We start from the raw sequence: 17,040 nt of genomic DNA, 5'->3' as shown, positions 1-17,040 counted from the left end.
GTCCGGGGTCAGACCCGTCGGGTCTGACCCCGATCAGAAGTCTCGTAGGTCGGCTTAGCGCGCAGCGCGTAAGCCGACTTAAAACAAACGACGTCAGAAGCAGTGTTCCAGCGCCGGGAAGCTGCCATCCTTGACGGCTTTGACATAGCCGATGACGGCGTCGTCGATGCTGGTCGCGCCTTCCATGAAGTTGCGCACGAAGCGTGCCTTGCGGCCTGGGAAGACACCCAGCATGTCGTGCATGACGAGGACCTGGCCCGAGCAGTCGGGACCGGCGCCGATGCCGATCGTCGGAATCGTCAGCATGTCCGTCACTTCCTTGCCCAGCTGCGACGGCATCGCTTCCATCAGCACGATGGCGGCGCCCGCGTTTTGCAGCGTCAGCGCGTCGTTCTTCAGCTCCGTGGCGCTTTCCGTGCTCTTGCCCTGCACTTTATAGCCGCCCAGCTGGTGCACGAATTGCGGTGTCAGGCCGATGTGGGCGCAGATGGGGATGCCGCGTTCGGTGAGGAAACGGACGATCTCGGCCAGCCAGGCGCCGCCCTCGATCTTGATCATGTGCGCGCCAGCCTGCATCAGGATGACGGCGTTGGCATAGGCTGTTTCAGGCGTGCCGTAGGCGCCGAACGGCAGGTCGGCAACGATCATGGCGGACTTGCTGCCGCGCGCCACGGATGCCGTGTGGTAGGCCAGTTCGGCCACGGTGACGGGCAGGGTGGAGTTGTGGCCATTGCAGACCATGCCGAGCGAATCGCCGATCAGCAGGATCTCCACGCCGCAGCGGTCCATCAGGGACGCAAAGCTGGCGTCATAGCAGGTCAGCATGGTGATCTTTTCGCCGGCGGCGCGCAGCGTGGCCAGGGTGTGGATGGTCACGGCCTTGTTGGCGACAGGCTTGGATGGCGCCGGCGCCGGTGTGGCGGCCTTGTCTTTTGCGGCCAGATCTGTTCCTTGCAAATAAGCGGACATAGGTATTCTCTAGAGTGAAAGGGGTGCAACGCCGCTAGTGTAGTACTTTATGCGGTCTGCTGCAGGAGCGGCATTGTAGAGGATGGGAGCGAAACGGGTTGGAGCTGGGGTCAGAGCTGACTGATGGCCTGATCGGCCACGGCCGCCAGGTAGTCCTGCGCCGGACCGAGTCCGGACACGATGACGGCGGGCGCCAGTTGGAGCAGCGGCACCAGCACGAAGGCGCGCTCGGTGATGCGCGGATGGGGCACCGTCAGCGTGGCGCTGGCGATCCGTTCATCGCCGTACAGCAGCAAGTCCAGGTCCAGGGTGCGCGGGGCGTTGCGGTAAGGCCGCTCGCGTCCATGCGCCGCCTCGATGGCGTGCAGGGCGAGCAGCAGTTCCTCTGCCGGCAGGGTGGTCGTGATGCGCGCCACGGCGTTGACGTAGTCGTCACCGCTCGAATCGATGGGCGCCGTGCGGTAGCTGGCCGAGGCGTCCAGCAAGCTGGCGCCTGGCAGGCGCGCCAGGCGCGCGATCGCGTCCTGCACATTCGCGCGCGCGTCGCCCAGGTTGGCACCGATGCCGATGTAAGCGGTGACCAGCACAGGTGCGTCCATCATTCGTCGCTGCTGCCGCCGGTGGCCGAGCCGCCGCCGGTCTTGCTGCGCGTACTGCGGCGTGGCGGGCGCTTTTTCTTGACGGTGCCCGGTGCGGCATTGGCGCTGACGAGCAGCGCTTCGCGCGTTTCCTCGTCGCCTTCATAAAAGGCCGTCCACCATTCGCCGATGTCCATGTCGATCTCGCCAGAGGCGCAGCGCAGCAGCAGGAAGTCGTAGCCGGCACGGAAGCGCAGGTGCTCCAGCAACTTGTACGGCGCCTTGCCGACCCGGCGCTCGAAGCGCGGCTGCATCGACCAGATGTCGCGCATGTCGGAACCGATCTTGCGCTGCAAGGCCAGCTTTTCCGTCTGCGAATCGAGCACGTCGTCGGCCGCCAGGTGCAGCGCGGGAATGGTCGATTCGCCGGCGGCGCGGTAGGCCGTCCATTTTTCCAGTACCTGGTGCCACAGCAGCGAAGCGAACAGGAAGCCCGGCGAGACGGTCTTGCCGGCGGCGATGCGGGCGTCCGTGGCGTCCAGCGCCAGGGTGACGAATTTTGCGCCCAGCGGCTGTTCCAGCACCACGTCGAGCAGCGGCAGCAGGCCGTGATGCAAGCCTTCCTTGCGCAGCTGCTGCAGGCAGGCCAGCGCGTGGCCGCTCATCAGCAGTTTCAGCATTTCATCGAACACGCGCGGCGCGGGCACGTTGTTGATCAGCGGTGCCATGATGGGGATCGGCGCGGCCGTGTGCGGCTCGATGGTGAATTTCAGCTTGGCGGCAAAGCGCACCACGCGCAGCATGCGCACGGGATCTTCGCGGTAGCGCTCTTCCGGCTTGCCGATCATGCGCAAGGTCTTGGCGCGGATGTCTTCCACGCCGCCGTGGTAGTCCAGCACTTCCTGCGTGGCCGGGTTGTAGTACATGGCGTTGATGGTGAAGTCGCGGCGCAGCGCATCTTCGTGCTGCAAGCCGAAGGTATTGTCGCGCAGGACACGGCCATGTTCATCCTTGGGCGCGGAGTCGGCGCCGGCGCCGCGGAAGGTCGTCACTTCCAGCAAATCCTGGCCGAACATCACGTGCACGATCTGGAAGCGCTTGCCGATGATGAAGGCGCGGCGGAACAAGCGCTTGACCTGTTCCGGCGTGGCGTTGGTGGCGATGTCGAAGTCTTTCGGTTTCACGCCCAGCAGCAGGTCGCGCACGGCGCCGCCGACGACAAAGGCCTCGAAGCCCGCTTCCTGCAGGCTGCTGGTGACGCGGATGGCATTCGACGACACCAGTTTCGGGTCGATTCCGTGTTGCGCAGGACCGAGCACGATGGGTGCCGTGGTGTCGCGCGCTGCCTCTTTTTTAACGCCGAGGATCTTGCGGATGAATTTTTTAATCATTGAATAAGTGAAGTGATGGCCAGCCGTGGAGGGATGCGTGTGCGCTCAATGCGGTATTGGGGTTGGTCGCGACAGGGTGGGTCACGACCGACAGCAGGGGAATGTCGTTGTGCGAATCGCTGTAAAAATAGCTGCGCTCGAACTGCCCCAGTTCCTTGCCCATCTTTTCCAGCCAGGCGTAGGTGTGGGTCAGCTTGCCCGCGCCCAGGGTCGGCGTGCCTACCAGCTTGCCCGTGACATTGCCTTGCGTGTCATATTCGGGCATGGCGGCCAGCAGGTGCTCGACGCCCAGCGCATCGGCGATGGGCTTGGTGATGAAATGGTTGGTGGCCGTGACGATGGCCAGCAGGTCGCCTGCGTCCTGGTGCTGTTTCAGCAGGGCCACGACTTCCGGGCGGATGGCCGGCATGACCACTTCAGCCATGAATTGCTTGTGCAGCGCTTCCAGGCGTTCGCGCGGGAATTGCGCCAGGGTGCCGAGGGAAAATTCCAGGTATTCCACCGGATCGAGCGTGCCGGCCTGGTATTGCGCGAAAAATTCGTCGTTACGGCGGGTGAATTCGGCGGCGTCCACGGCACCGATGCGTACCAGGAATTCGCCCCACTCGTGATCCGAGTCGATGGGCAGCAGGGTGTGGTCGAGGTCAAACAGGGCCAGATTCATCATTCTTTCGCTTCCGCCTGCAGCAACTCGCGCAACAATGGCAAGGTGATCGGGCGTTGGGTTTCAAGGGAGTAGAGGTCGAGAGAGTCCAGCATCGTCGACAGCGAACGCATGTCGCGCCGGAAATGGGACAGCAGATAGGGTAACACGCCGGGCGACAAGGTCAAGCCGCGGGTGGTGGCCGCCTGGGTCAGGGCGGCGATTTTTTCATCGTCCGTCAAGCCGTGGATTTGATAGATCAGGCCCCAGCCCATGCGTGTGCGCAAGTCTTCGCGCACGGGCAGCACGGCCGGCGGCACGGCGCCGCTGCACACCATGAAGGCCTTGTTGGCGCGGATTTCATTGAACAGGGCAAAGGCATCGATCTGCGCCAGCGGCGACAGTTTTTCGCAGTCGTCGAGCAGGTACAAATCCACATCAGGCGAATACACGAATTCGGACTCGATCGAGAATGGCGAAATGTAGCGCGCGCGCTCGGTGCTGGCCAGGGCCTTGAGCAGGTGGCTCTTGCCGGCGGCCAGTTCGCCCCACAGGTAGGCAAAATGTTCGCGCGAAGTGCGCGCGGCGAACTGGCGCATCAGCTGCGCCACTTCGGCATTCTGTCCCACCTCGAAGGTATCGAGGCTGTGCGCCTGGTCTGTGCCTAAATCGAGCACCAGTTGTTTCATGGCGTACGCCTTGTCCTGTTTTTCATTACTGCTTGTGCGTCGTCATCGCGTTTGTTGTTGGATTTTTATTAATTTAACATTGTAGTCGTATCGAGTGCCTGGCAGAAGCGTAGCGAGCGGCAGCGATTTGTGGCCGAGAAGCGCAACCGTACTGTAGTACGGTGAGCATCGCCGGCCGCAAAGTGCGACGCGCAGTAGCTTATGTCAGTCACCTTGTCACGCATTATAGAAGGTGCTGGACAGGTAGTGGCGTCTTAGATGCTTAAAAGCGACCATCAGGACGGCAGAAGCGGGTAAAGCGAGCAAAACGCCGACGAAACCGAACAATTGTCCGAAAGCCAATAAGGCAAAGATCACTGCCAGCGGGTTCAGGCCGATGCGCTCGCCCACCAGGCGCGGCGTGAGGAAAAAGCCTTCGATGACCTGGCCGCAGCCATAGATGACGGCCACGGCGATGACGCCGCTCCAGTCGGCAAACTGAAGTAGGGCGGCGATCAGCGCCAGCATCAGGCCCAGGCCGAAGCCCAGATAGGGAATGAACACCAGCAAGCCCGTGATGATGCCCACAGGCAATGCGACTTCAAAACCGGCGATGGCCAGCGCCACCGAGTAATACATGGCCAGCACCAGCATGACGAGCAGCTGGCCGCGCAGATATTGGGCCAGCAGGGTATCGACTTCCTGCGCCATGCCCACCGTGCGGCCGACCCAGCGGCGCGGCACGGCGCCGGCGATGCGCGCCAGCATCGGATGCCAATCCAGCAACAGATAGAACAGCACCACGGGAATCAGCACCACGGTGGCCAGCCAGCCCAGCACGGCCGTGCCGCCGATACGGGCCGAGGCAAGTACCGTGCTCCAGATTTCATCGCCGCTGGTGGCCATCTGCTGGCTCAGCATGCGTTTGATGCCGGTGCCATCGAGGCGCACGCGGATGCCCAGGTCGCGCAGCTTTGGCGCCAGGAAATCGTTCGCCTTGTTCAGGAATTGCGGGATTTGCGCCTGCAGCAGCGGGATTTCCTTTTGCAGCACGGGTACGACGATCAGCACCAGCGCCGTAATGGCGAGGAAAAACAACACTACGACGACCAGCACGGCCAGCGGACGGGGCACGTAAAAATGCTTGTAATGCAGGCGCTGCAACCGGTCGACGCCGGGATTGAGCACGTAGGCGAGGATGGCGGCGGCCAGGAAGGGCGTCAGGATGGGACCGAGGCTGACGAGCAGCAGCAAAAATGCCAGCCAGACCGCGATCCAAAATGCTGTTTGCTTCTGTTCGGCGGTGATGGCGAATGGCATGTAGTTTGTGCTGTTGCGTTAAAAAAAGGCAGTTAATTACGAAATGGCGGGGCAGTTTGATAAAATAGCGACTTGATCGACCGAATTCACCCGCTGGCGTCCTGCCGCACGATGTTGAAAAACATGCTTGCGCGCGCGTGCCGGCGGGTATCCGCCTTCTATTTTACCGCCTCCGCTGCCACCACACCATGAACCAGACTTCTAATGTTTCCCTTTCCTACCGTGACGCTGGCGTCGATATCGACGCAGGCGACGCTTTAGTCGAAGCAATCAAGCCGTTTGCCAAGCGCACCCTGCGCGAAGGCGTGATGGGCGGCCTGGGCGGTTTTGGCGCCATGTTTGAAATCAGCAAGAAGTACAAGGAACCTGTGCTCGTCTCGGGCACCGACGGCGTGGGCACCAAATTGCGCCTGGCGTTCGAACTGAACCGCCATGACACGGTCGGCATCGACCTGGTCGCCATGAGCGTCAACGACATCCTGGTGCAAGGCGCCGAACCGCTGTTCTTCCTCGACTACTTCGCATGCGGCAAGCTGGACGTGGCGATCGCCACCGACGTCATCAAGGGCATCGCCCAGGGTTGCGAACAGGCAGGCTGCGCGCTGATCGGCGGCGAAACGGCGGAAATGCCGAGCATGTACCCGGCCGGCGAATACGACTTGGCAGGTTTTGCCGTCGGCGCCGTGGAAAAATCGAAAATCATCGACGGCACCAAGATCGCTCCGGGCGACGTGGTGCTGGGTCTGGCCTCGTCGGGCGTGCACTCGAACGGGTACTCGCTGGTGCGCAAGATCATCGAAGTGGCGAAACCTGACCTGGAAGGCGACTTCCACGGCCGCAAGCTGGCCGACGTGCTGATGCAGCCGACGCGCATCTACGTCAAGCCGCTGCTGGCGCTGATGGATGCCATGGAAGTCAAGGGCATGGTGCACATCACCGGCGGCGGCCTGGTGGAAAACATCCCGCGCGTGCTGCAACCTGGCCTGGTGGCCGAGCTGGACTCGAAGGCATGGACCATGCCGCCGCTGTTCACGTGGCTGCAGCAGCACGGCGGCGTGGCTGACGCCGAAATGCACCGCGTCTTCAACTGCGGCATCGGCATGACCGTCATCGTCTCGCAGGAAAACGCGGACGCCGCCATCGCGCAATTGCAAGCGGCCGGCGAAACCGTCTCGCGCATCGGCACCATCCGCGCCCGCGTGGGTGACGAGCATCAAACGATTGTCATCTAAGTCTTAATCGACATAAAAAAGGCAGGCACTCGCGAGAGGCCTGCCTTTTTTTACGTGCCTGCGCTTACCGCGCGTGCGCCGGCTTCATGCGGCCATCCGGTTGCGAGCCGCCCCTGCCGATCATGGCCACGCTGACGGCCGAGACGAGGGAGGCGAACAGGATGTAGCCGACGATGTGCCACGGTTCGCCATTGCCCGTTTTCAGCAAATAGGTGGCGATGATGGGCGTCAGGCCGCTGGCGAAGATGCCGGAGAACTGGTATACGAAGGAGATGCCCGTGTAGCGCACCTTGGCGTCGAACAGGTCGCAGAACAGGGCCGCTTCCGGGCCGTACACGGCCGAATACAGCACGCCCAGCGGGATGATCACGGAACACCACAGCAGCAGCGGATTGTCGGCGTGATGGAGCATGATCCAGAAGGCGGGGATGGCCGACACGCCCGTGATCAATGAACCCCAGAAAAACACCTTGGTGCGGCCGATGCGGTCCGACAGGCGGCCGAAGAAAGGAATGCAGAAGCACATCACGACGGCCGACGCCATCACGCCCATCAGCGCTTCCGTGCGGTCGATCTTGATGGTGTTGGTCAGATAGGTGATGGAAAACACGCCGAAGATATTGAAGAACACGCCATCGATATAGCGCGCACCCATGCCTTTCAAGACGTTGCCTGGATAGCGTTTCAACAGGTCGAAAAACGGAATCTGCGTCTCCGCGTTCTTCTCCTTGACGGCCTGGAATTCCGGCGTTTCCATCACGTTCAGGCGTATCCACATGCCGATGAAGACGAGAGCCGCCGACAGGATGAAGGCCACGCGCCAGCCCCAGGACAGGAACTGCGCGTCCGTCAGGCTGTAGGACAGGATCGCCACCACGCCGGAAGCGAGGCACAGGCCGATGGCCAGGCCGATCTGCGGCAGGCTGGCGTAGAAGCCGCGCTCCTTGGGCGGTGCATATTCATACGCCATCAGCACGGCGCCGCCCCATTCGCCACCGAGGCCGATACCCTGCAGCACGCGCAGGAACAGCAGCAGGCCGGGCGCCCAGTAGCCGATGTGGTCATATGTGGGCAGCACGCCGATCAGGAAAGTGGAGATGCCCATGATCATCAGGGTCATCACCAGCATGCTCTTACGGCCGATCTTGTCGCCGAAGTGGCCGAAGATCACGCCGCCGATGGGGCGCGACAGAAAGCCCACGGCAAAGGTACCGTAGGCCAGCATGGTCGAGACGAGCGGATCGCCGCCCGGGAAATACAGCTTGCTGAACACGATGCCGGCGACGACGCCGTATAAAAAGAAGTCGTACCACTCGATGGTGGCGCCGATCACGCTGGCCATCACGACTTTCCGTAGCTCTTTGGCCTTTTTCGGATTGTTCGTATTGTTATCCATAATATCTAGTCTCCAATCGATATCGATTATGTGTGTTTTTTTGATGCCTGGCTGATTGCCAAGTCATTGAGGGGCGGGGCCGTCTGCCCGCCGCTGGCATCCTCCCGGGTGAGGTGGCGTGGGGCGCGGACTAGGCAGCCTTGGGCAGCCGCACGGCGTCCGCCAGGATCATGTCGGCCGCTTTTTCGGCGATCATGATGGTGGGCGCGTTCGTATTGCCCGAGACGATTTCCGGCATGATCGACGCGTCGACCACGCGCAGGTTCTGCATGCCGTGCACGCGCAGGCGGTCATCGACGACGGCCATGGCGTCATGTCCCATCTTGCAGGTGCCGCTCGGGTGGTAGATCGACTGGCTGAAGCGCCGCGCCGCGTCCAGCAATTCCGCATCCGTCTCGAACTGCGGGCCGGGCACGAACTCGGAAATGATGTGCGGCGCCAGCGACGGTGCAGCGGCGATTTTTCGCGCCACGCGCAGGGCGGCAATTGCCGTCTGCTGGTCGCGCGGGTCGGACAGATAATTCGGATAGATGCCCGGATAGGCGAGGGGATCGGCGGATTTGATCGACACGTGGCCACGGCTGTGCGGGCGCAGCTGGCACACGGACGACGTAAAGGCGGAAAACGGATGCGCGCCTTCGCCCGGCTTGTCGGCGCTCAGTGGCTGCATGTGGAACTGGATGTCGGGCCGCTCCACCTCGGGCGACGACCTGGTAAACACCGTCACCTGGCTGGCCGCCAAGGTCAAGGGCCCCGAGCGGGAAAACACATACTGCATGCCCACCCACAGCTTGCCCCACAGGCTGTTGACTTCATCGTTCAGGGTTTTCAGCCGCGTCTTGAAGACCAGGCGGATTTGCAGATGGTCTTGCAGGTTCTGTCCCACGCCGGGCAAGTCGTGCACCAGCGGCACGCCCACTTCCTCGAGCAGGGCGCGTGGGCCCACGCCCGAGCATTGCAGGATTTGCGGCGAGCCGATGGCGCCCGCGCATAAAATCACTTCGCCGCTGGCGCGCGCCTGGCGCAGCTGGCCATCCTGGCGGAATTCGATGCCGACGGCGCGCTTGCCCTCGAACAGCACGCGCGTGATTTGCGCGCGCACTTCCACGCGCAGGTTGGCACGCTTGCGGGCCGGCCGCAAAAAGGCTTTGGCCGTGCTCCAGCGCAAACCCTTGCTGGCCGTTTGCTGGAAATAGCCGACGCCTTCCTGCGTGGCGCCGTTGTAGTCGGCATTGAAGGGAATGCCGCTTTCCGTGGCGCCGGCAATAAAGTGTTCCGCGATGGGACGGCGCAGGCGCAAGTCCGACACTTTCAAGGGGCCACCCACGCCGTGGTAATCGCTGGCGCCCCGTTCCTGGTCTTCCGATTTCTTGAAATAGGGCAAGATGTCGGCATAGCTCCAGCCTGCATTGCCCAGTTCGGCCCAGCGGTCGTAATCTTCCTTCTGCCCCCGCACGTACAGCAAGCCGTTGAGCGAACTGGAGCCGCCCAAGACCTTGCCGCGCGGCCATTGCAGCTGGCGCCCGGCGATGCCGGCGTCCGCTTCCGTGCGGTAGCACCAGTCCAGCCTGGGGTCGTGCATGGTCTTGAAATAGCCGACCGGCACGTGTATCCACGGATTGTTGTCCTTGCCGCCTGCTTCCAGCAGCAATACCTGATTGTTGCTGTCGTGCGACAGGCGGTTGGCCAGCACGCAGCCGGCGGAACCGGCGCCGACCACGATGTAATCGTAGTGTGTTTGCAACATTGCTCTTGTCTCCTGCGTTGCGGTATCTAGCCGCCTCGATGGGCGTTTTTTGCGATACACTGGTCTTTATTGATTATTTTTGGAACGTCTGGTTCCATTTATAAAAGACGTGCAGCACCGGGACAAGCGGAAACAGCCGCATACGCGAGAGGTGAAACAGAACATGCATGATGCGTTTCAAAAACGGCAGGCCGAGGCCGAAGAAGACAGCTCGGCGGGTGGCGCGGTAGTTGCCAGTGCGGCGGCCAGCCATGGCGACGAGGCGCGGGGATTGCGCGTGCTGCGCCTGATCGAGCACCTGGCCAGCGCCAGCCAGCCATTGACCTTGTCGCAGCTGGCCGCGCGCATGCAAGTGCCCAAGGCCAGCATGATGCGGCTGCTCGATACCCTGGAACAACATGGTTATGTGCTGCGCACGCCCGTGGGACGCGGCTACGTGCCCGGTGCCGCTTCCACCAACCTGGCGCTGGCCACCCTGCGCAACAATGCCCTGATCCGCGTGAGCCGCAGCATCCTGGGCAGTCTGGTGGCGGTCACGGGCGAGACGTGCAACCTGGCCATTCCCGAGGGTAATGCGATCGTCTATGTGGACCGCGTGGAAACGCAGGAACCGCTGCGCCTGCATCTGGTGCTGGGCAGCCGGGCGCCCATGCATTGCACGGCGAGTGGGAAACTATTCCTGGCGCATATGAATTTGCTGGAAAGGCGCGAGTTGCTGGCCATGCTGACCCTGCAGGCGCGCACGCCGAAAAGCATCACGGATCCCGTGCTGCTGGAACGCGAGATCGTGCGCATCGCCCGCCTGGGCATCGGCATCGACGACGAGGAATTCGTGCACGGTATGGTAGCCGTGGCCGTGCCCATCTGCGCGGCCGACGGGCGCATCGTGGCGGCCGTCGCCTGCCACGCGCCCGTGGCGAGAAAGTCCGTGGAGCAGCTGATGCAGCATGTGCCCCAGCTCAAGGAGGCGGCCGTCAAGTTGCGGCCGCTGTTGCTGGCGGAAAACAGCTAGGGTTTCAAGACCTTGGCCACTTTCGCCGCGCGCAGGCGGAACGCATCGGGCATGCCCGAGCCCAGCAGCGGGCGCAGATACAGGCGGAACGCATCCGTCACGTCCGTGCCGCTGGCGCTGATGAATTCGTCTTCCATGGTGCGCGTCTTGCCTGCTACCTCGGTGAGCGGCAGCAATTCATAATCAACGGAATAAAAGCCCGTGCGCTTGATGGCGACGGAACCATCGCGGTCGCCCCACATGGCGAACTGCACCGCCTTCTCGCCCACTTCGCGGGCTTCGCGTTGATCTACATCAGAGACGCAGCCGATGAAGGAGCGCTGCAGATAGCCGAAGGTATCGCCGCGCACGCGCTTGATGCCCAGTTTCGCCTTGATCTCGTCGCACAGCAGGTCGGCCAGCGCGCCCGTGCCGGACAATTGCACGTTGCCGTGCGCATCGCGCTCCACTTCATTGCCCACCTGTTTGGCCAGCAAGCTGGCGATCGGTTCGCCCGACGCGTCGTGGATGCCTTCCGAGACGGCGATCACGCAGCGGCCATGTTTTTCATAGGTCGCCTTCACGTCGGCAAGAAATTGTTCCAGCACGAAGACGCGCTCGGGCAGATAGATCAGGTGCGGGCCATCGTCGGGAAACTTCTTGCCCAATGCCGAGGCGGCCGTCAGAAATCCCGCGTGGCGGCCCATCACGACGCCCACGTACACGCCGGGCAGGGCCGCGTTATCGAGGTTGGCGCCGGCGAACGCCTGCGCGACGAAACGCGCGGCAGACGGAAAGCCTGGCGTGTGGTCGCTGCCCACCAGGTCGTTGTCGATGGTTTTCGGAATGTGGATGCAGCGCAGCGGATAGCCGGCCTTGTGCGCTTCCTCGCTGACGATGCGCACCGTGTCGGACGAGTCGTTGCCGCCGATGTAAAAAAAATGTTCGATCTCGTGCGCGCGCAGCACTTCGAAGATTTGCTGGCAGTAGGCAATGTCCGGCTTGTCGCGCGTGGAGCCGAGGGCCGACGAGGGCGTGGCGGCCACCAGTTCCAGGTTATGGCTGGTTTCCTGCGTCAGATCGACGAACTCTTCATTGACGATGCCACGCACCCCATGCAGCGCGCCATACACGCGCGTGACATGTTGAAAGCGCCGCGATTCGAGCACCACGCCCACCAGCGACTGGTTGATGACGGCAGTGGGGCCGCCTCCCTGGGCAACAAGAATTTTTCCAGACGGCATGGGATTTCCTCGTAAGTGGAACGGCCCTCCAGCCTACTCCTTTTTTACCGGGGCGCTGTCTTTTCCGATGGTTCTGTCACGGAATTTTTCCACGCCACCCCAGGCCTTGATCGGCTTTTACTCCGGTGCCCGGATATGCTCGACCAGCCCCGTGCTGCGGCGTCCAGGCGCCGGTGTCAGCCAGCTGACCAGCACGGCGGCGGCCAGGCCGGCCGGCACGCCGAAGATGCCGGCGGAGATGGGGGCGATATGAAACCATTGACCGCTGGCATTACCGCCCAACATGGTGCTGGTGTGCAGCATGTAATACAGGCATACGCCAAAGCCCGTCAGCATGCCGGCCAGCGCACCCTGGTAGTTGGCGCGTTTCCAGAACACGCCCAGTACCAGCGGCGGGAACAGGGTCGAGGCGGCCAGGGAAAACGCCACGCCCACCAGCGACAAAATGTCCGCCGGCTTTTGCGAGGCCGCATAGGCGGCGATGAAGGCCACGGCCAGCAGCAGCAATTTTGAAATCGTCACGCGCTTTTGCGTCGAAGCGCTGGGATCGACCACCTTGTAATAGATGTCGTGCGACAGGGCATTTGAAATGGCCAGCAGCAAGCCATCGGCCGTCGACAGGGCCGCAGCCAGGCCGCCGGCCGCCACCAGGCCGGAAATGACGTAAGGCAGGCCGGCGATCTCGGGCGTGGCCAGCACCAGCACGTCGGCATCGATGGATATTTCCGCCAGTTGCACGATGCCGTCGCGGTTGACATCGACGATGCTGATCAGGGGACTGAGCTTGTCCACGTTGGCCCAGTACGACACCCAGGTGGGCAGGTTCGCGTATTGCGTGCCCACAAGAGCCGAGTAAATATCGTACTTGACCAGCACGGCCAGCGCGGGAATCGTGAGGTAGATCAACAAGATGAAGAACAGGGTCCAGAAGACGGAGACGCGCGTCTCGTGCACGGAGGGCGTGGTGTAGGATCGCATGAGGATATGCGGCAGGGCAGCCGTGCCCAGCATCATGCAAAACACGAGGGCCAGGAAATTGTTGCGCTTGATGTCGGACTGCTCCCGGTCGGCGGCGGGAAATGGCTGTGCGTGCGGAATGATCGGCTCGGCGCGCTTCTGGTTGTGCGCCTGCGCGGCCTGCCACAGCGCGCGTGCTTCATCAGGACTTTTTGGATAGGCGATCAGGTAGCGCTCCGCATTGCGGATGTCGAACAACGAGGCATTGCGCTGGCGCAAACTGTCGAGCTGGCGCTGGGCCGTCAGACGGCCTTGTTCCCAGGAGGCGGGCAAGCCGTCGATGCGCGCCTGGTAGCTGATGGCGCGCTGGCGGAAGATGGCACGCACCTCGTTTTCTTTCGGGTCCGTTTCCAGCACGTGTTCGCGCGCGCTCAGTTGCGGCAGCACCTTGCCGTAGGCGATCTGCGGCACGGGATTGTCCGCATGCTTGACCGACAGCCACATGGCGGGAATCAGGAAGGCGACGAGGATGATGATGTATTGCGCCACCTGCGTCCAGGTGATGGCGCGCATGCCGCCAAGAAAGGAGCAGACGAGGATGCTGGCCAGGCCCAGGAAGATCCCGACGGAAAAATCCACCCCCGTGAAGCGCGAGGCGATCAGGCCGACGGCGTAGATCTGCGCCACCACATACGTAAATGAGACGATGATGGTGGCTGCCACGGCCACTACGCGCACGCTGGCACCCCGTTTGTCGGTACCGCTGCCATAGCGGGCGGCGAGGAAATCGGGAATCGTGTACTGGCTGAACTTGCGCAGGTAGGGGGCGATCAATAGCGCTACCAGGCAATAGCCGCCCGTCCAGCCCATGATGAAGGCCAGGCCGTCAAAGCCGTTCAGGTACAGGCCGCCGGCCAGGCTGATGAAGCTGGCCGCCGAAATCCAGTCGGCAGCCGTGGCCATGCCGTTGAACATGGCTGGTACCCTGCGTCCCGCCACATAGTATTCGGTGACGTTCGAGGTGCGGCTGATGACGCCGATGGTGGCGTACAGGGTGATGGTGACGAGCATGAACAGGTAGCCGATCCATGCGCGCGGCATGCCTTCCTGTTCCAGCACCGACAGGGCCAGCAGGAAGGCGGCAAAACCGGCCGTAAACAGCAAATAGTAGCGGCACAGGCGCGCAAAGAAGCTGCGCTGGTCGCTCATGCGTGCTCCTCTGCATGAAAAGCCCGGTCGAGGCGCTGCATGCGCCAGGCATACAAGGCGATGATGGCCAGGTACACCAGCGAGGCGCCCTGGGCCGCCATATAGAAGGGCAGCGGCCAGCCGAACAGATTTAAATGCAACAGTTCGCGCGCATAAAACACGGTCAGGAAGCCCGTCAGCAGCCAGACCAGCAGCAGGATGGCCGTCAGGCGCCGCGTCTTGCGCCAGTGGATATCGCGGCGCGCCTGCAGTTCGGGGTTGGGCGTGCGCAACGGCACTGCGGGAAGGCTGGGCTTATCCATACGTGACCTCATCCTCTTCTGGCGCGTCCGGCAACAGCAGGGCGATGCTCAGGCGCAGCAGGGTGCCCGGCAGCTTCGGCGAGTGCGCGCGCGGATTGTTAAAAATATCGACTTCGGCGCCATGCTGCTGGGCAATTTCGCGCACGATGGCCAGGCCCAGGCCGCTACCGTCGACATTGCTGCCGAGAATGCGATAAAAGCGTTCGAAGACGTGGGCCCGCTCGGCTTGCGGTATGCCGGGGCCCGTATCTTCCACTTCCAGGATGGCCAGTTCCAGGGTGCTGCGCACGCGCACCGTGACGCTGCCGCCCGACGGCGTGTAGCGCAGGGCATTGTCGATCAGGTTGCTCAGCAGCTCGCGCAGCATCATGGCATTGCCGGAAATCATGATCGCATAGGCGGGCTGCTCGAAGCCCAAGTCGATATGCTGGGCAAACGAGGCTTGCACCCAGTCCTGCACCACGCCGCGCGCCAGTTCGCTCAGCTCGATCGGTTCGAACGCCGTGCCCGCCTGAGGCTGGTTTTCCGCGCGCGCCAGGGCCAGCAGCTGGTTGACCAGGCGCGTGGCCGCTTCCGAACTTTTCGCCAGTTGCAGCAGCGAGCGGTGGATCTCGTCGTGGTCGGTCTGGCGCAGCGCCAGCTCGGATTGCATGCGCATGCCGGCCAGCGGCGTTTTCATCTGGTGCGCGGCATCGGCGATGAAGCGCTTCTGCATGTCGATCGACAACGACAGGCGCGCCAGCATCTCGTTGAGCGAACCGACCAGCGGCGTGATTTCCTCGGGTACCTGGCCCGATTCGATGGGCGATAAATCGTCAGGCGGCCGGGCGCGTATGCGTTCCTGCAATTGCGCCAGCGGCGACAGGCCGCGCGCCAGGGCAAACCAGACCAGGGCCAGGATCACGGGCAGGATGATGAACTGCGGCAAGATCACGCCCTTGATGATTTCATTGGCCAGCTGGGCGCGTTTTTCCAGGGTTTCCGCCACCTGCACCAGCGCGCGCTGCGGCTCGTCGTTGTTGCTGGACGGAATGTCGAGATAGCTGAACGCCACGCGCACGGGCGTGCCATGGATGGTGTCGTTGCGAAACAGCACCATGCCGCTGCGGTATTTGTCGGGGTCCTGCGGCGGCGGCAAATCGCGGTCGCCGTCGAGGTATTCGCCGCGCGGACCCACCACCAGGTAATACAGGGTGTCGATATCGTCGCCGCGCAGGAAGTCGCGCCCCTTGTTGTTACTGTTCTTTTCCGGCACGCGGCGCAGCATGGCGCCGTCGGCCTGCTTGACCTGCTGCGTGAGCACGGTCACGCTGTCTTCCAGCGCATGGTCGAACGGCTGATTGGCGATGCCCTTGGCCACCAGATAGGTGATGGCGATGCTCATCGGCCACAGCAGCAGCAAGGGCGCCAGCATCCAGTCGAGGATTTCGCCAAACAGCGAATGCTCGATGGTGTCGTCCTGCTCCGTGGTCGGCGGCTCGAACCAGTCGTCGTCGTCCGCTTCGTCTGCTGGCGCCTCGCGCACCTTCACTTGCTGGCGGGTCCGCTGGCCGGGCTTGCCGATTCGCCCGCTTCGGCGTTCAGGCGCGCCGCTTCCGAGTATTTTTCCAGGCAATAGCCGAGGCCACGCACGGTGGCGATGCGCACGCCGCCCACCTCGATCTTCTTGCGCAGGCGGTGCACATACACTTCGATGGCGTTGTTCGACACTTCTTCGCCCCATTCGCACAGGTGGTCGACCAGTTGTTCTTTCGAGACGAGGCGGCCGGTGCGGCCCAGCAGGATTTCCAGCAAGCCCAGTTCGCGCGCCGACAGGTCGAGCATCTGGTCGTTGATGTAGGCGCTGCGCCCCACCTGGTCGTAGCTGAGGGGGCCGTGCTTGATGATGGTGGCGCCGCCGCCGGCGCCGCGGCGCGTCAGGGCGCGCACTCTTGCCTCCAGTTCCGACAAGGCGAACGGCTTGGCCATATAATCATCGGCACCGAGGTCGAGGCCATTCACGCGCTGCTCGATGGAATCGGCGGCCGTCAGGATCAGCACCGGCAGCAGCGAGGCGCGCGCGCGCAGGCGGCGCAGCACTTCCAGGCCGGACATCTTGGGCAGGCCCAGGTCGAGGATCAGCAAGTCGAATTCCTGGGTGGACAGGGCCGTATCGGCCTCCTGGCCCGTCTTGACGTAGTCGATCGCATAACCGGACTGGCGCAGCGAGCGGGTCAGGCCATCGGCCAGCACGCTGTCATCTTCGGCAAGTAAAATACGCATGGTGCACTTCCTATGCTTGCGGCGGTAGAAGTTTGTATTGTGTTTCATTTTCCGCAAGGTGGCGAGTTTTTGTGAGAAACCAGGCTTGTATTGATCTGTTTCAAAACAAATCCACGTTCCGCTTGCATTGA

At 62.7% G+C, this 17,040-nt stretch carries 15 protein-coding genes; 2 read left to right on the top strand and 13 right to left on the bottom strand.

The features are described 5' to 3' along the window. Window positions 1–93: 93 nt before the first annotated feature. The 6 genes from panB to JAB1_RS21595 form a co-directional block, all read right to left on the bottom strand. A complete protein-coding gene (gene panB, locus JAB1_RS21620) occupies window positions 94–969 on the bottom strand; it encodes a 3-methyl-2-oxobutanoate hydroxymethyltransferase (protein ID WP_175445090.1) in 876 nt (291 codons plus the stop codon). A 110-nt stretch (window positions 970–1,079) separates the two neighbouring features. Beyond that, window positions 1,080–1,568 (bottom strand): 2-amino-4-hydroxy-6-hydroxymethyldihydropteridine diphosphokinase, encoded by a 489-nt coding sequence (folK, locus tag JAB1_RS21615; protein WP_070281880.1) that lies wholly within the window; start codon window positions 1,566–1,568, stop codon window positions 1,080–1,082. Further along, window positions 1,568–2,938, bottom strand: a complete 1,371-nt coding sequence (gene pcnB / locus JAB1_RS21610; RefSeq protein ID WP_070281691.1) for a polynucleotide adenylyltransferase PcnB — start codon at window positions 2,936–2,938, stop codon at window positions 1,568–1,570. The genes folK and pcnB overlap by 1 nt, the downstream gene beginning before the upstream one ends. After that, complete coding sequence (locus tag JAB1_RS21605; protein ID WP_070254851.1) at window positions 2,931–3,602, bottom strand: HAD family hydrolase; 672 nt, start codon at window positions 3,600–3,602, stop codon at window positions 2,931–2,933. Before JAB1_RS21605 ends, pcnB begins: the two co-directional genes overlap by 8 nt. Then, the gene (hda, locus tag JAB1_RS21600; RefSeq protein WP_058048421.1) at window positions 3,602–4,270 is read right to left on the bottom strand and encodes a DnaA regulatory inactivator Hda; all 669 of its coding nucleotides are present in this window, start codon (window positions 4,268–4,270) and stop codon (window positions 3,602–3,604) included. Before hda ends, JAB1_RS21605 begins: the two co-directional genes overlap by 1 nt. 216 nt (window positions 4,271–4,486) lie before the next feature. Continuing rightward, on the bottom strand, window positions 4,487–5,569 hold the full coding sequence (locus JAB1_RS21595; RefSeq protein ID WP_070281690.1) for an AI-2E family transporter: 1,083 nt from the start codon (window positions 5,567–5,569) through the stop codon (window positions 4,487–4,489). Window positions 5,570–5,757: 188 nt separating this feature from the next. Here JAB1_RS21595 and purM point away from each other — a divergent pair, with 188 nt between their 5' ends. Continuing rightward, complete coding sequence (purM, locus tag JAB1_RS21590; protein WP_034788683.1) at window positions 5,758–6,801, top strand: phosphoribosylformylglycinamidine cyclo-ligase; 1,044 nt, start codon at window positions 5,758–5,760, stop codon at window positions 6,799–6,801. Between the two features lie 64 nt (window positions 6,802–6,865). On the opposite strand, the gene JAB1_RS21585 is transcribed toward purM, so the two are convergent. Both JAB1_RS21585 and JAB1_RS21580 read right to left on the bottom strand, forming a co-directional pair. After that, window positions 6,866–8,197 (bottom strand): MFS transporter, encoded by a 1,332-nt coding sequence (locus tag JAB1_RS21585; protein WP_034788673.1) that lies wholly within the window; start codon window positions 8,195–8,197, stop codon window positions 6,866–6,868. Window positions 8,198–8,327: 130 nt separating this feature from the next. Next, on the bottom strand, window positions 8,328–9,944 hold the full coding sequence (locus JAB1_RS21580) for a choline dehydrogenase (protein ID WP_034788671.1): 1,617 nt from the start codon (window positions 9,942–9,944) through the stop codon (window positions 8,328–8,330). A gap of 163 nt (window positions 9,945–10,107) precedes the next feature. Here JAB1_RS21580 and JAB1_RS21575 point away from each other — a divergent pair, with 163 nt between their 5' ends. Then, window positions 10,108–10,956: an IclR family transcriptional regulator gene (locus JAB1_RS21575; protein ID WP_083299882.1), complete on the top strand. Its 849-nt coding sequence runs from the start codon at window positions 10,108–10,110 to the stop codon at window positions 10,954–10,956. On the opposite strand, the gene JAB1_RS21570 is transcribed toward JAB1_RS21575, so the two are convergent. The 5 genes from JAB1_RS21570 to JAB1_RS21550 form a co-directional block, all read right to left on the bottom strand. Next, window positions 10,953–12,179 carry a 6-phosphofructokinase gene (locus JAB1_RS21570; RefSeq protein WP_034788665.1) on the bottom strand — a complete coding sequence of 409 codons (1,227 nt, stop codon included), beginning with the start codon at window positions 12,177–12,179 and terminating at the stop codon, window positions 10,953–10,955. The two genes, JAB1_RS21575 and JAB1_RS21570, sit on opposite strands and share 4 nt — an antisense overlap. A 117-nt stretch (window positions 12,180–12,296) precedes the next feature. After that, window positions 12,297–14,345, bottom strand: coding sequence for a sodium:solute symporter family protein (locus JAB1_RS21565; RefSeq protein ID WP_070281689.1), 2,049 nt, complete (start codon window positions 14,343–14,345; stop codon window positions 12,297–12,299). Continuing rightward, complete coding sequence (locus JAB1_RS21560) at window positions 14,342–14,647, bottom strand: DUF4212 domain-containing protein (protein ID WP_070281688.1); 306 nt, start codon at window positions 14,645–14,647, stop codon at window positions 14,342–14,344. Before JAB1_RS21560 ends, JAB1_RS21565 begins: the two co-directional genes overlap by 4 nt. Continuing rightward, window positions 14,640–16,178, bottom strand: coding sequence for a sensor histidine kinase (locus tag JAB1_RS21555; protein WP_230520490.1), 1,539 nt, complete (start codon window positions 16,176–16,178; stop codon window positions 14,640–14,642). Before JAB1_RS21555 ends, JAB1_RS21560 begins: the two co-directional genes overlap by 8 nt. Further along, the gene (locus JAB1_RS21550) at window positions 16,175–16,909 is read right to left on the bottom strand and encodes a response regulator transcription factor (protein WP_034746066.1); all 735 of its coding nucleotides are present in this window, start codon (window positions 16,907–16,909) and stop codon (window positions 16,175–16,177) included. The genes JAB1_RS21555 and JAB1_RS21550 overlap by 4 nt, the downstream gene beginning before the upstream one ends. Window positions 16,910–17,040: the final 131 nt, after the last annotated feature.

It is taken from the genome of Janthinobacterium sp. MP5059B (assembly GCF_001758645.1).
Taxonomy (GTDB): Bacteria; Pseudomonadota; Gammaproteobacteria; order Burkholderiales; family Burkholderiaceae_D; genus Janthinobacterium; species Janthinobacterium lividum.
Note: the sequence above shows the minus strand (reverse complement) of the source record. Positions and strands in the feature narration are given on the sequence as shown.